14 protein-coding genes and 1 riboswitch are annotated in these 14,365 nt (G+C 37.8%); of the genes, 5 read left to right on the top strand and 9 right to left on the bottom strand.

The features are described from left to right. The first annotated feature begins 26 nt into the window (after window positions 1-26). Entirely contained in the window at window positions 27-377 is a 351-nt protein-coding gene (locus BUC25_RS16200) for a hypothetical protein (protein WP_073202932.1), read from the top strand. A gap of 118 nt (window positions 378-495) precedes the next feature. Continuing rightward, window positions 496-1,470, top strand: a complete 975-nt coding sequence (gene trhO, locus BUC25_RS16195; protein ID WP_073202931.1) for an oxygen-dependent tRNA uridine(34) hydroxylase TrhO — start codon at window positions 496-498, stop codon at window positions 1,468-1,470. A 185-nt stretch (window positions 1,471-1,655) separates the two neighbouring features. Here trhO and BUC25_RS16190 read toward each other — a convergent pair whose 3' ends face one another. Beyond that, window positions 1,656-1,898, bottom strand: coding sequence for a hypothetical protein (locus tag BUC25_RS16190; RefSeq protein WP_073202930.1), 243 nt, complete (start codon window positions 1,896-1,898; stop codon window positions 1,656-1,658). Between the two features lie 439 nt (window positions 1,899-2,337). Here BUC25_RS16190 and BUC25_RS16185 point away from each other — a divergent pair, with 439 nt between their 5' ends. Next, a complete protein-coding gene (locus BUC25_RS16185) occupies window positions 2,338-2,820 on the top strand; it encodes a glutathione peroxidase (RefSeq protein ID WP_073202929.1) in 483 nt (160 codons plus the stop codon). 42 nt (window positions 2,821-2,862) lie between these two features. On the opposite strand, the gene ribH is transcribed toward BUC25_RS16185, so the two are convergent. Genes ribH through ribD form a run of 4 tightly spaced genes read right to left on the bottom strand, consistent with a single transcriptional unit; the run spans window position 2,863 to window position 6,287 of the window. Further along, window positions 2,863-3,330: a 6,7-dimethyl-8-ribityllumazine synthase gene (ribH, locus tag BUC25_RS16180; RefSeq protein WP_073202928.1), complete on the bottom strand. Its 468-nt coding sequence runs from the start codon at window positions 3,328-3,330 to the stop codon at window positions 2,863-2,865. Between the two features lie 2 nt (window positions 3,331-3,332). Then, a complete protein-coding gene (locus tag BUC25_RS16175) occupies window positions 3,333-4,550 on the bottom strand; it encodes a bifunctional 3,4-dihydroxy-2-butanone-4-phosphate synthase/GTP cyclohydrolase II (RefSeq protein ID WP_073202927.1) in 1,218 nt (405 codons plus the stop codon). Between the two features lie 13 nt (window positions 4,551-4,563). Then, window positions 4,564-5,199: a riboflavin synthase gene (gene ribE / locus BUC25_RS16170; RefSeq protein ID WP_073202926.1), complete on the bottom strand. Its 636-nt coding sequence runs from the start codon at window positions 5,197-5,199 to the stop codon at window positions 4,564-4,566. Next, entirely contained in the window at window positions 5,199-6,287 is a 1,089-nt protein-coding gene (gene ribD, locus BUC25_RS16165; RefSeq protein WP_425292877.1) for a bifunctional diaminohydroxyphosphoribosylaminopyrimidine deaminase/5-amino-6-(5-phosphoribosylamino)uracil reductase RibD, read from the bottom strand. Before ribD ends, ribE begins: the two co-directional genes overlap by 1 nt. A gap of 157 nt (window positions 6,288-6,444) precedes the next feature. Next, window positions 6,445-6,597: riboswitch (FMN riboswitch) on the bottom strand. Between the two features lie 120 nt (window positions 6,598-6,717). Here ribD and BUC25_RS16160 point away from each other — a divergent pair. Then, a complete protein-coding gene (locus BUC25_RS16160; RefSeq protein WP_073202925.1) occupies window positions 6,718-6,897 on the top strand; it encodes a PspC domain-containing protein in 180 nt (59 codons plus the stop codon). Window positions 6,898-6,914: 17 nt separating this feature from the next. Then, entirely contained in the window at window positions 6,915-7,853 is a 939-nt protein-coding gene (locus BUC25_RS16155; protein ID WP_073202924.1) for a nuclease-related domain-containing protein, read from the top strand. Here the strand turns inward: BUC25_RS16155 and murB are convergent. The 4 genes from murB to BUC25_RS16135 form a co-directional block, all read right to left on the bottom strand. Next, window positions 7,831-8,787 carry a UDP-N-acetylmuramate dehydrogenase gene (murB, locus tag BUC25_RS16150; RefSeq protein WP_073202923.1) on the bottom strand — a complete coding sequence of 319 codons (957 nt, stop codon included), beginning with the start codon at window positions 8,785-8,787 and terminating at the stop codon, window positions 7,831-7,833. The two genes, BUC25_RS16155 and murB, sit on opposite strands and share 23 nt — an antisense overlap. Window positions 8,788-8,908: 121 nt before the next feature. Continuing rightward, window positions 8,909-9,844 carry an ornithine carbamoyltransferase gene (gene argF / locus BUC25_RS16145; protein WP_073202922.1) on the bottom strand — a complete coding sequence of 312 codons (936 nt, stop codon included), beginning with the start codon at window positions 9,842-9,844 and terminating at the stop codon, window positions 8,909-8,911. Further along, window positions 9,841-13,077, bottom strand: coding sequence for a carbamoyl-phosphate synthase (glutamine-hydrolyzing) large subunit (gene carB / locus BUC25_RS16140; protein WP_073202921.1), 3,237 nt, complete (start codon window positions 13,075-13,077; stop codon window positions 9,841-9,843). The genes argF and carB overlap by 4 nt, the downstream gene beginning before the upstream one ends. Then, entirely contained in the window at window positions 13,070-14,155 is a 1,086-nt protein-coding gene (locus BUC25_RS16135) for a carbamoyl phosphate synthase small subunit (protein WP_073202920.1), read from the bottom strand. Before BUC25_RS16135 ends, carB begins: the two co-directional genes overlap by 8 nt. Between the last annotated feature and the right edge of the window lie 210 nt (window positions 14,156-14,365).

The raw sequence follows: 14,365 nt of genomic DNA, 5'->3' as shown, positions 1-14,365 counted from the left end.
CATTAGATGAGAAAAATTCCATTCATTTGCTTGCTGTGCAGAAAATAGAAAAAGCTACTTTAGTAGAATCATCTCAGAAATTTGTAACTGATAAAACTAATATATCAAGTATTTTGAATGCTTTTGAAGAAAACACCGATCAATTCAAAGAATATACGGATCCTATTTCTAACAAATTGCAATCAGAAAGTTATTATTCATTAGCTTTTTTCAAGGGAAAAGAAAATGAAACACCCCAGAAAGGTACATATGCTATTCATTTATTTGATGATGATACCATGATTTTTACAGACGTGACTAAAAATAAAAGCTATATTAATCAAGATCCTAATGACGATTTATTAAATATCTTTAAAAACATGATTTCAATACCTTAGCGTGATGTTGTTTCTGCCCTAAAAACATGATAAAATAATTTCTTGCAAGATTATAAAAGTACCAACCAACCTAAAAACATTTATATCTTGCAAATATGAATTGATAGGTGGTAGAAAAATGGAGACAAAAGAGACGTACCAAGTATTATTGTATTATAAGTTTGTGACAATCGAAGACCCAGAAACGTTTGCCCAAGAGCATTTGGATTTTTGTAAAGACTTAGGTCTAAAGGGACGAATCCTGATTGCAGAAGAAGGCATAAATGGAACTGTTTCTGGTACAGTGGAACAAACAACTAAGTATATGGAAGAAATGAATAATGACCCGAAGTTTGCGGACATGGTATTTAAAATTGACGAATCGGATGGTCATGCATTTAAAAAGATGCACTGCCGTCATCGTCCGGAACTTGTTACGCTTCGTTTAGGTGAAGAAGATGTCGATCCACGCGAAAAAAATGCCGACTTCTTGGACCCAAAAGAGTTTTATGAAGCAATGCAAAATGAGAACACAGTGATTTTGGATACTAGAAATGATTATGAATATGAACTAGGCCATTTCCGTGGTGCCATCAATCCTGATATTGATAATTTTCGTGATCTGCCTGAATGGATCGAAGATAATCGAGAACAATTAGAAGGTAAAAAAGTATTAATGTATTGTACTGGCGGAATTCGTTGCGAAAAATTCGGTGGTTGGATGAAAGAAAAAGGCTTCGATGATGTTGGACAACTTCACGGTGGTATTGTTACTTATGGAAAAGATGATGAAGTACAAGGTGAACTATGGGATGGTCAATTATATGTATTTGATGAACGTATCTCTGTTCCTGTTAACCGTAAAGAACATGTAGTGGTTGGCAGAGATTATTTTGACGGTGAGCCGTGTGAACGTTATGCCAATTGTGCCAATCCTGAGTGTAATAAGCAGATCCTTTGTTCAGAAGCAAATGAACACAAATATTTGCGAGGATGTACACACGAATGTCGTGTTAGCCCGCGTAACTTATATGTGAAAGAGCAGGGTCTAACTGAAGAAGAGATACAAGCGAGGTTAGATCGCATTGCGGAAGAAGACGGTGTAATTCAATAAATAAAATAGATATATGGTACTTCGCTACAAAAGCAGGAAAACTTTTTTCGGAGATCATTTAAAGAAAGAGCCAGCCCCAGTGCTAGCTCTTTTTTTAGATTGGAAACCTATGTTACAACCCGTTGTATTTCCTCTTGATGCAAAAATTAAAATATTTACATTTTCACGTAAATTTCTCCCAAAATCTAACCAAACAAATCTTTTTCGGTAATCTGATCTTTAATTTTGTTGGCACACCTCATACAAATCATTTCAACATTGTCCAACTCAAATTCTTTTCTAGGTAATGTTTGAGATTTATGATGGCTCGGTGGCAGCTTCCAATTAACCCAGCACTTTTCATTCGTTTGAATATTGTTATTGCAATACTTACAGCTAAAGTCTCTTTTTGTTCCAAACACTTCTTTTAACAAACCTCTCACTCCCATGTTATGCCCAACTTTCTTAATAAAGGTTGAATGTTTTTTGATCTACCTAATGTGTTCCTTATATCACCATTAAGTTTCCTTTTAACCCAGAACTTAAAATGAAGATAAAAAAACAAGGAAATAAACAAGAATAAAAGTGCCAATGAATATCATTACATATTAATACGTACTAAATTAACTGGAACCATCTAAGAAACTGAAGCTAAGGAAAATATTTTCACAAGTGGGTTTATATTATTAAATTATGTTAATATTCTTGCTCCTTATAACAAAGAATAACAAAATAGAAACTACAAACCAAAATAAAAATTTAATATCTTTTTAAAAATCTTTATCCTCCATAGAAAGTCACTGGTTTTAACCTTCGTATTTTTTGAGCATATTTTTCTGACAATCTTTGACTTTATGCTATCCTTCTTGATAAGGAGGTGATGGTGTTATGTCAATCTATGATTTAAAAGTCCAGACACCTAAAGGCGAAGAAAAATTAGTAAATGATTATAAAGCCAAGGCAATGATCATTGTAAATACAGCAAGTAAGTGTGGTTTTGCTCCACAATTTGATGGGCTACAAGAACTATATGAAAAATATAAAGATGAAGGTTTGCAAATTCTCGGTTTTCCAAGTAACCAGTTCATGAATCAAGAACCTGGTTCAAGTGAAGAAGCGGAAGAACATTGTCGTATCAATTATGGAGTCAGCTTCCCTATGTTTGGAAAAACAGAAGTTCGCGGAAAAAATGCACACCCTTTATTTCAACACCTAACAAAAGAAGCACCAGGTATTATTTCTGGATCCATAAAATGGAATTTTACCAAGTTCCTTATTGATAAAGAGGGTAACGTAGTAAAGCGCTACGCACCTAAGACAGAACCTAAAGACATAGAAGAAGATATTAAAAAATTACTTCAAAAAAGCTAATATTGAAAAAGTAGCGTGTTCATAGCACGCTACTTTTTGTTATTATCCTATATTTTTCAATAAGTTAGCCATTTCAATCGCAGAAACAGCTGCCTCTGCCCCTTTATTACCTGCTTTTGTTCCTGCACGTTCGATTGCTTGTTCAATCGTATCAGTGGTTAGAACTCCAAAAATCACTGGAATGCCTGCATCCATCGATACACTTGCCACACCTTTGGAAACTTCACTACTTACATAATCAAAGTGTGGGGTAGAACCACGAATAACCGTACCTAGTGTAACAACCGCGTCATATTTGTTTGTCTCTGCCATTTTTTTTGCTACAAGTGGTATTTCAAAAGCACCTGGTACCCATGCCACCTCTACATCTTCAACAGCGACACCATGACGACGAAACGCATCTTCTGCACCACTCAATAATTTTCCTGTAATGAATTCATTAAACCTTCCTACGACTACCCCTACTTTTAAACCTGTACCAACTAAATTTCCTTCATACATTTTTGTCATTTCTAAATTCCTCCCCCATTTTGATGGTTAACATGTAATAAATGATCTAATTTATCTACTTTCGTTTGCAAATATTTTTCGTTATTTTTGTTGGATGGTATTTCAATTGCTTTTCTTCCTACTAACTCTAACCCATACTCTTCCACGCTTGACAGCTTACGAGGGTTATTCGTTAACAAATGAATTTTACCAACTCCTAGATCTCGCAAAATTTGGACACTAATTGCATAGTCCCGTAAATCATCTGGAAATCCGAGCTGATGATTGGCCTCTACCGTGTCATAGCCTTCTTCCTGTAGTTTATATGCTTTCATTTTATTAATTAAACCGATACCACGTCCTTCTTGCCGCATATATACGAGGACACCGCGTCCTGCTGTTTGAATCTCTTCTAATGCCTTTTCTAATTGTGGTCCACAATCACATCGTTCTGATCCAAATACATCACCTGTTAAACATTCGGAATGAACACGAACTAATGTCGGTTGATCTGGTGTTAGATCGCCTTTATATAAAGCAATATGTTCTTGGCCCGTATATTTTTCAGTATAGGCTACCAATTTAAAATCACCGTAAGAAGTAGGTAAATTGATTTCCGTTTCCTTGACGATTAATTGATCATAACGCTTGCGATACTGTATCAACTCTTGAATGGTAACCATCGGCATATCGTGTTGCTCAGCTATTTTCTCTAAATCGGGTTGGCGTGCCATTGTTCCGTCTTCATTCATGATCTCACAAATAACAGCAACCGGCTTCGATCCAGCTAAACGAGCTAGATCAATTGCAGCTTCGGTGTGGCCTGTTCGTTCTAATACTCCTGCTGTTTTGGCGATTAAAGGAAAAACATGACCAGGACGTTTGAAATCATTGGCAGTCGTTGTCTCATCTACCAGCTTTTCAATCGTCAACGCTCTTTCTTGCGCACTAATTCCCGTGTGTGTGGAATGAAAATCAATACTTACGGTAAAATTAGTCCCATGATCATCCGTGTTGCGAGCTACCATTTCTCCCAGTTGGAAGCGGTCCGCATAAGCTTTCGTCATTGGAGCACAAATTAACCCGCGTCCTTCTTTTGCCATAAAATTAATCGTTTCTGGCTTAGTATGTTCAGCTAAAGCGATAAAGTCGCCTTCGTTTTCCCGATCTTCATCATCAACGACAATGACGATCTCCCCTTGTTTTAGTGCTTGAATTGCTTCTTCTACTGTTCTTTTCACTGTCAGCACCTCCTTAAAATCCGTACTGTTTTAGTTTTTCTTCTGTTATAGCTGATGGTTGGTTATTGCTTGATTGAAGGAGACGCTCCATATATTTGGCTAGCATATCGAATTCAACGTTCACAATATCTCCTTGTTGCTTGGTGCCCAGTATAGTGGCTTGCTGCGTTTCAGGAATCAGCGAAATCGTAAAACCATTATCATCGACACCAAATACAGTGAGTGAAGTACCATCGACTGAAACCGAGCCTTTTAATGAAATATAGCGTGTTTCGTTCACACTGATATAATAATATTTAGCATTATCTTCTAGCCATGTTCTTTCGATTGTTCCAACTGCATCAACATGGCCTGAGACAAAATGGCCTCCGAATCTGCCATTAGCATGCATTGCCCTCTCAAGATTGACGGATGATTGGCTTACAAGCTTTGCTAATGATGAGCTACGAAAGGTCTCCGGAATTACATCGACTGTGAACCAATTTACACCAAAGTCTGTAACGGTTAGACAAACACCATTCACCGAAATACTATCACCAACCGCTACATCTTCGGTCACTTTTTTGCCATGTATTCGTAATTGTAATGCTTGGTTTGTCTGTTTAATCGATTCAATTTTCCCTTTTTCTTCTACAATTCCGGTAAACATTAGCCTTCCTCCTTTAGAGTAGCTGTAATCTTAAGATCTTCTCCGATTTGTTCAATCTGTGTAAATGTGAGGTCTAGCGCACTCTTCATCCAAGTTGGAGAGTCACCACCTATAACAGATCGTGCATCTTGCCCTCCCAATAGTTTTGGCGCAATATACCAATGGCATTCATCGACCAGGTTTTCTTCTAAAAAGGACCGATGTATGGTTGCACCGCCTTCGACATAAATCGATTGAATCTTTTCCTCTGCTAAAATTTCCATTAAATCGCTTAGAATTATTTGAGCTGTCGCCATTTGAATGACTTTAATATGTGGATACTTTTCCTGAAAACTTGCTTTGTCTGCTTGTTTGCCACAAATAATCCATGTATTGGTGTCATTTTTTAATACGTTGTAATCGTCTTGAATTGTTAATTCCGTATCTAAAATGATCCGAATTGGACTTTTTCCACCTTGAGCCAATCTTGTTGTCAGACTCGGATTATCTTTTTCGATAGTTCGCCGTCCTACTAAGATTGCATCATGTTTATGGCGCTCTTTATGAACATCCTCACGTGCCTTTTCAGAAGTGATCCATTTACTATCGCCCGTGACGGTTGCTGTTTTACCATCTAATGTTGTCGCTGCTTTAAGCGTAATAAATGGACGCTTTTTGTTTTGATTATGAAAAAAGTGCTGGTTAATTCTTTGGGCTCTCAGCTCCCCAATACCAATCTCCACTTCGATACCAGCCTCTGTTAATATTTTTACCCCTTTTCCCGCAACCTTAGGATTTGGATCAAGACAGGCAATATAAACTTTTTTTACTTTACTTTTGACAAGGAGCTCTGCACAGGGGGGTGTTTTGCCATAGTGTGCACAGGGTTCAAGTGTGACATATACTTCCGCACCCTTGGCTTTTTCACCCGCTTGTGCTATGGCATGCACCTCTGCATGTGCTTCTCCTGCTTTGAGATGTGTTCCGATGCCTAACAGTTCTCCATTTTTTACAACAACTGCTCCTACAGAAGGATTTGGACTCGTTTGCCCGATTGTCGCCTCCGCCAAATTCAATGCAAGATCCATCCATTCTTCTTTTGTTCTCAAACGATCATCACCTTTTATCTCTAAAATAAGAAAAGCCCTAGGTTCATATACCTAGGGCTTGGTTGAATTAATTCATAGTGAAAAACTTGGTTTTGTAGTGTCAAAAATGCCGAATACACAAAGTACGCCTTTCTGTATAGAAAAGCCACTACTCCACCAATTCCTTTTCCCATCCAGACTTTCACTGTCGGCTTTGGATTCACACCAAATCCACCTTCACATTTAACAAATGATCCGGGTCACGGACTAAAAAAGCTACTATGCTTTTATCACCGTCGGTCGGGAATTACACCCTGCCCCAAAGGAATATATATCGATATTTAATTATATGTAAAAGTATATAGAATTTTTGTTGGATTTGCAAAATATTAGTTTTGGGATTTTATATCAGTATATGTTAAAATTTGTATTAAAAGGAGTTGATTAATGCATGGCTAAATTACAGAGATCTTCCGCTGACCTATCGATAGCTGGAGTATGTGGGGGGATTGCGGCTTTTTTTGAAATAAGCTCATTAGCTGTTCGGATTATTTTTCTTCTTTTGCCTGGCAATCTGTTGATCTATCTGATACTTGCTAATACCCTACCTGTTAGCCCAGAAACCTTGTAATGAAAAGGAGCAATGCAATGATTGTAAAACATTTAGAGAAACCTTATGAATTAACGATTTTAGATGCTTTGCACTTGAGGATAAGTTTTTCAAAGAAAGAAGAAACGTATTATCATAACCTTCTGCTCGGTTATGAAGGAGAGTTAAGGTTAGAACAGGCTTTACAAACGGGTTTATCAGATTCCTTTTATGTATTAAGTGACTTGCGTTTCGAAATTGGTACTACTTCCTTTCAAATGGATTCACTTCTATTTACTGGAGAAGAATTGATTTTACTGGATGCTAAAAATTTTCCTGGTGATTATAAGCTTTCCGATAAACGCTGGTTTAAGCTGCCGAATAAGGAAATTAGCAATCCCCTTTTACAACTAAAGCGAAATGAAACTTTAATGCGGCAACTGATGGAAAAACTCAACCGTAATCTTCCAGTAGAAAGTTATACTGTTTTTACCCATCCAGAGTTTACCCTCTACCAGGCTCCAATTAATCAGCATTTCATTTTTCCCACTCAAATATCTCGTTTTATCTCATCCCTAAATGAAAGACTGCCAGCAAACTCTTCACAGCTAAAATTGGCGCAACAACTCATCTCTTTAGATATCGGCGCCTATCCACATCCACAGATCCCTAAATTTCATTATGATCAATTAAAAAAAGGACAGCGATGTTATGAATGTAGAGGCTTGTCTATGAAAATAGAAGGAAGAAACGCTGTTTGCTTGCAGTGTCATAGCAATGAGCAGGTACATGAAGCAGTATTAAGAAATATTCGTGAATTTCAGCTTCTCTTTCCTGATGAAAAGGTGACGACTAATATCGTTTATGACTGGTGCGGAAAAGAATATTCACAAAAGAGTATAAAGCGATTTATGGATAAAAATTTCAAAGCAGTCGGCTCCCATAAATGGATCCATTATGTTGACTACAACAATCTTACGGACACTTTGAAGAATTAACACGATTTTTGTCCGTAAGAGTTTCGTCCTCACCTAGAATTCGTACTTCTCGCTCTAATTCAACATCAAATTTCGCTTTTACTGTCTTTTGAACCATTTCAATTACAGAAATATACTCTGTTGCAGTGGCGTTACTTTTATTCACGATGAAACCGGCGTGCTTTGTTGATACTTCTGCTCCACCAATACCTTTTCCTTGTAAATCACTATCTTGAATCAGTTTCCCTGCAAAATATCCTGGCGGTCGTTTGAAGACACTTCCACAAGATGGGTATTCTAATGGTTGTTTGGATTCGCGTTTATAGGTGAGATCATCCATTATCGCCTTAATGTCCTCATACTCTCCCGCTTCTAAGGAAAAGGTTGCTTCTAAAACGATATAGCCTTTTTCGGCAATATTACTTGTTCTGTAATCCAAGTCAAAGTCCTCAGCTGCCAGTCGATGCACATCACCTCTAGAATCGACAATAAGCGCACTTTCTAAACAGTCTTTTACTTCCCCACCGTAAGCACCCGCATTCATATAGAGCGCACCACCCACGGTTCCTGGAATGCCACATGCAAATTCTAATCCTGTTAAATTTTCTGACAAAGCAAAGCGAGAGGCATCAATGATTCGTGCCCCACTTTCTGCAACCACTTTATTTCCTTCTCTACGGATATCCAAAAATCGTTTCAAACTCAAAACTATTCCCCGTATTCCACCATCTCGAACAATTACATTCGAGCCATTGCCTAATAAGGTAAAAGGAATATCCGTTTTATTTGCATAACGAATCAGCTCTTGTACTTCTTCGACATTAGCGGGCGTTACAAAAAAATCAGCTTTCCCACCGAGCTTGGTATACGTATGATTTTTTAAATGTTCATCTATTAAAATATGTTCTGGATTTATAATTTGTTGTAGTTCTTTTAAGATCAGTTGTTTATTCATTTGAGATCAATCCTTTAATTTTTATGGCACACAATTAATCTTTATTATAGCAATAACAAAATATGAACTGCAAACGCAAAAAAAGTTAGATCTCTTTTACCAAGAGATCTAACGTTACCAGTTAACCCATAAGGGCTACCATTAGCGCTTTTTGTGCGTGTAATCTGTTTTCCGCTTCTTCAAAAACGACAGATTGAGGACCATCTATAATCTCAGTTGTAACCTCTTCCCCTCTGTGTGCCGGCAAACAATGCATAAAAATCGCGTCATCATGAGCATGTGAGAATAATTCTGTGTTCACTTGATACATTGCAAAAGCTTTTTCACGCAACTTTTGTTCTTGCTCTTGCCCCATACTTGCCCATACATCAGAGTAAATCACATCGGCATTTTTTACTGCTTCGATCGGATCATCTGTGATCAAAACTTCGCTTCCATCTGCAAAACTTTTGGCATGCTCTGTAATTTCACCTTTCGGTTGGTACCCGTCTGGAGCAGCTATTGCAACATCGATTCCCATTTTTGCACAGCCGATCATCAAGGAATGTGCCATATTGTTCCCGTCACCGATGTAAGCAAGCTTTAAACCTTCTAGTTCACCTTTTTTCTCTTTAATCGTCTGGAGATCTGCTAAAACCTGACATGGGTGATAATCATCTGTTAAACCATTGATGACTGGGATTGTTGCATTTTCGGCCAGATCTTCTACATCTTTTTGAGAAAAGGTACGAATCATAATACCATCTAAATATCCTGACAACACCTTTGCGGTATCCGAAATCGGCTCACCGCGTCCAATTTGAATATCGTTTGAACTTAAGAACAATCCAGTTCCACCTAATTGATAGATACCCGCTTCAAATGAAACACGGGTACGAGTCGACGATTTTTCAAAGATCATTCCTAATGTTTTACCTTTAAGTGGTTGATACACTTCACCGTTTTTACGCTTCTTTTTGATTTTCGTTGCAAGTCCCAGAAGATATGCTATTTCAGCCTTTGAGTAATCTGCAAGTGTTAATAGATCTCTTCCTTTTAACTGTTCTTTAAAACTCATGGCATGGTATGCTCCTTTTTATTCAAATCGGTTTGTCCTTTACGATAACTCTGAATCGATAAAGGAGACTCTAATAAAACTTTTGTTGCTGTCAAATAAGATGTTAACGTATCGTTTGCTGTAAAGTGAATCGTATCTGAACGTAATGCTGCTTCTCTCAATGTCACGTGGTGATCTTTTTCACCGGTACGATGTGTATCAACAATGAATGCATATTTTTCATCGAGACAGTTTTTCTCTGCCGTTGCTAAATCGACTGTTTCGGCAACCGTTATTTCATGTTCAGCTAATAATTTTGTCGTTTCCTCATCTGCTACTACTGATACATCCAATGCTTTTAATTGGTGTATTAGTGAAGAATCTAGTTTGGTTAAGGATAAGAAAATTTTATCTTGGCTTTTTAATCGTTTCAAACTGTCCTCTTTCCAGCCGAATGCTTTTGCCATCGCTTGATCTACCGTTGAGCCTAACCCAATTGCCTCTCCTGTTGATTTCATTTCTGGCCCTAATATTGGGTCTACACCAGGCAATTTATTAGTAGAAAAGACAGGCATTTTCACTGCATAATAGGGAACATCTTCATGTAAGCCAAGTTTCCAATCTTGATTACCAAGCGTTTCTCCCATTTGCACACGAGTTGCAAGATCTACCATTGGTACACCAGTTACCTTGCTAGCAATTGGTACTGTACGAGATGCACGTGGATTGACTTCTAATACATAAATCGTTTTGCGATCTTCACTTAGTACAAATTGGATATTCATAATCCCTTTAACATTCAATGCTTTAGAGATTTTTTGAGCATATAATTCGATTGTCTGCTTGATTTCTTTCGTTAAATTTGGTGCTGGAAAAATAGCAACACTATCCCCTGAATGCACACCAGCTTTTTCAACATGTTCAAAGATCCCTGGAATTAATATATCGGAGCCATCACAAATGGCATCAATCTCTACTTCATATCCTTCAATATAACGGTCGATAAGTAATGGGAAGATTCTATTTCCTTGAGCATTTGCTTCTAAATTGGCAAGATACTCAGTAAGTTGATTTTCATTGTGTAAAATCACCATTCCTTGCCCACCAATTACATAAGAAGGACGCATAAGGATTGGATAACCGATCTTCTTAGCCACTGTTTTTGCATCTTCCACCGCCATCACTGTATCACCAGGAATATGTGGTACATTTAATCGTTGTAATAGTTGATAAAATAGATCCCGATCTTCAACAGCCTCAATCGCTTTAAGATCAGTGCCGGCTATTTTGATGCCAGCTCTTTCTAACCCATCTGCTAGATTAATAGCCGTCTGTCCGCCAAATTGAACAAGTACTTCTTGTGCTTTCTCTTTTTCGATGACATGCAACACATCTTCAACAGTTAACGGCTCAAAATATAAGTGATCTGCTGTATTGAAATCCGTACTCACTGTTTCCGGGTTATTATTAATGACTACTGCATCAATTCCTTGGCCTTGTAAGGATTTCGCAGCATGAACGGAACAATAATCAAATTCAACCCCTTGTCCGATTCGGATTGGACCTGATCCTAAAACAACCATTCGCTTGTTGCCTTCTAAGGCCTCTACCTCATCCCATTCATTCCAGGAACTATAGAAATAAGGTGTTTCCGCAGAAAATTCTGCCGCACATGTATCGACCATTTTATAAGATGGTGCCAATTGTTCTGATTTTATTTTTTTCTGGATATCCGCTAGGTCAACAGATAATAATTTGGATAGAGTAATATCGGAAATTCCAAACGATTTAGCATCCTTTAAATCTTGGGCACCAATGTCTTTCCATTCTTTTGCCTGGATTTCTTTTTCTTTGTTAATCATTGCTTCTAATTCATATAAAAAGTAGTTATTGATTTGTGTAATATCATGAATCTGATCTACTGTCATTCCTCTTCGTAAAGCTTCTGCAACGACGAATAACCGTTCATCTGTTGCCTGGTCCAGAGCTTTATGGAGTTCTTGTTCTGCTAATTTTTCCACTCCTGGCAGGTGTAACGAATCAAGACCAATTTCCAATGAGCGTATCGCTTTATTGATTGCCGTAGGGAAATTACGAGCTAGAGACATCACTTCACCTGTTGCCTTCATCTGTGTACCTAATAAGCGATCAGCTTGGGTAAATTTATCAAAAGGCCAGCGTGGAATTTTAGCTGCGATATAATCAATGGCAGGCTCAAAACTGGCATATGTATCACCAGTGATTGGATTAATTACTTCATCAAGGTGATAGCCTAATGCGACTTTCGCAGCAATTCGAGCAATTGGATAGCCTGTAGCTTTTGAAGCTAAGGCACTGGAACGACTTACCCGTGGGTTTACCTCGATAATAATATAATCATCGTTTTCAGGATTAAGCGCAAATTGAATGTTACATCCACCAATTACACCTAATTCACGTATCACTCTGACAGAGGAGGTACGTAACATTTGATACTGACGATCTGTTAACGTTTGTGATGGTGCAACAACAATACTATCTCCTGTATGCACACCAACTGGATCAAAGTTCTCCATATTACAAACGATAATACAGGTATCATTGGAATCACGCATTACTTCATATTCGAGTTCCTTCCAGCCTTTTACACTTTGTTCAATTAAAACTTGGCTGATTGGACTATAATGGAGGCCATTTTTTACAATTTTACGGAGTTCTGCTTCATTATCTGCAATACCTCCACCAGCTCCACCTAGTGTATAGGCAGGTCTAACGATCATCGGATAACCGATTTTACTAGCAAAGTCGACCGCTTCATCGATGGAAGAAGTAGACAAACTTTCGGCAACAGGCTCCTCAATATCCTTCATCATTGATTTAAAAATTTCACGGTCTTCCCCTTTTTGAATGGTTTCAAGCGGAGTTCCAAGTAATGTAACATGATATTTCTCCAATACGCCTGCTTCATCTAATAAAACAGCCATATTCAAACCGGTTTGACCTCCAAGTGTCGGTAAGACCCCATCCGGTCGTTCTTTTTCGATGATCTTTGTAATCGACTCACAAGTAAGTGGTTCTAGATACACTTTATCTGCTATATTTTCATCTGTCATAATTGTTGCTGGATTATTATTTACTAAAATAACTTCTACGCCGTCCTCTTTTAAGGCAAGACATGCTTGTGTTCCAGCGTAATCAAACTCTGCTGCCTGCCCAATAACGATTGGGCCGGAGCCAATTACTAATACTTTCTTTATGTCGTCTTTCTTAGGCATGCTGTTTCTCTCCCTTAGTAATAAACTGCTGTATAAAATCTACGAATAAATGGTGGGTATCAATCGGACCTGGATGTGCCTCAGGGTGAAACTGCACCGTCATCAAGGCTAGATTTTTATGCTTTAAACCCTCCACGGATTTGTCATTAACGTTGACGTGTGAAACATACCAGTTTTCCATATTCACGGAATCATAATCAACTACATAGCCATGATTTTGCGAGGTAATCATTACTTTTCCTGTCTGTAAGTCTTTGACAGGATGATTGCTTCCTCTGTGACCATAAGGTAAACGTTTCGTTGTGGCACCATGTGCTAGTGCAACAAGCTGATGACCTAAACAGATACCCATTGTTGGAAAGTTTTCCGATATTTTCTTAATATTACTGGACAGATGGGATAATGCTTTTGGATCTCCAGGTCCATTTGATAATAATACACCGTCTGGATCGATAGACTGTATTTCAATAAAAGTTGTATTATATGGAACCACTGTCACATCACAACCCAATTCTAATAGTGAATGTGCAATAGAATGTTTATAACCAAAATCCATCACAACTACATGTGGGGTAGGATAATTTGCCGGGTTTTTCGTCTTATACATTTCTTTTTGAGTTACCGAAACCGTTGAAACAATATCCGAGTTTACTGAAGTATTCGCCGGTTTTTCACTAGGCTCTGTTGTGATTTTCCCGTAGACTTCTCCATGCTCACGAATAATACGGGTTAAGGCTCTTGTATCAATATGTGAAAGAGCAGGAATCTCATGCTCATCTAACATTTCCACTAATGTATTGGTTGATTCATAATGTTCTGGATTATGACTTGGTGTAGCTACTATAAAGCCTTTTAATGATGGCTTAATGCTTTCATAATCGATTCCGTTCCATCCGTAATTTCCAATCAACGGGTATGTCATGGTTACGATCTGACCTGCATAGGAAGGATCTGTCATTACCTCTTGATAACCAGTCATTGCGGTATTAAAAACGAGTTCTCCTTCTGTCTCTTTTGGTGTACCTAACCATTGTCCTTCTAATACATCGCCGGTGTTTAAAACAAGAAATCCTTGCATTGTGCCTCTCCTCCAGTATCTAACAATATTTATATTGATTTCGTTTGATTTTTCATTAATTGTTTATAATTATACTACAAAACTTATATTTATGCATTAATTTTGCGAAAAAATTTGAATTTTAAAAATCAAATCCTGACCATATGAGAAACCGAGAAAGCCTAACCGGTCCTTTTAGTGGTAATTTTGAAATGAAAAATAGGTATAACA

This window comes from Gracilibacillus kekensis (genome assembly GCF_900143085.1).
Lineage (GTDB): Bacteria > Bacillota > Bacilli > Bacillales > Amphibacillaceae > Gracilibacillus > Gracilibacillus kekensis.
Note: the sequence above shows the minus strand (reverse complement) of the source record. Positions and strands in the feature narration are given on the sequence as shown.

Coding starts and splice junctions, on each gene's coding strand:
- trhO (WP_073202931.1), top strand. CDS start 496: ATGGAGACAAAAGAGACGTACCAAGTATTATTGTATTATAAGTTTGTG.
- BUC25_RS16190 (WP_073202930.1), bottom strand. CDS start 1,898: ATGGGAGTGAGAGGTTTGTTAAAAGAAGTGTTTGGAACAAAAAGAGAC.
- BUC25_RS16185 (WP_073202929.1), top strand. CDS start 2,338: ATGTCAATCTATGATTTAAAAGTCCAGACACCTAAAGGCGAAGAAAAA.
- ribH (WP_073202928.1), bottom strand. CDS start 3,330: ATGACAAAAATGTATGAAGGAAATTTAGTTGGTACAGGTTTAAAAGTA.
- ribE (WP_073202926.1), bottom strand. CDS start 5,199: ATGTTTACCGGAATTGTAGAAGAAAAAGGGAAAATTGAATCGATTAAA.
- BUC25_RS16160 (WP_073202925.1), top strand. CDS start 6,718: ATGGCTAAATTACAGAGATCTTCCGCTGACCTATCGATAGCTGGAGTA.
- BUC25_RS16155 (WP_073202924.1), top strand. CDS start 6,915: ATGATTGTAAAACATTTAGAGAAACCTTATGAATTAACGATTTTAGAT.
- murB (WP_073202923.1), bottom strand. CDS start 8,787: ATGAATAAACAACTGATCTTAAAAGAACTACAACAAATTATAAATCCA.
- argF (WP_073202922.1), bottom strand. CDS start 9,844: ATGAGTTTTAAAGAACAGTTAAAAGGAAGAGATCTATTAACACTTGCA.
- carB (WP_073202921.1), bottom strand. CDS start 13,077: ATGCCTAAGAAAGACGACATAAAGAAAGTATTAGTAATTGGCTCCGGC.
- BUC25_RS16135 (WP_073202920.1), bottom strand. CDS start 14,155: ATGCAAGGATTTCTTGTTTTAAACACCGGCGATGTATTAGAAGGACAA.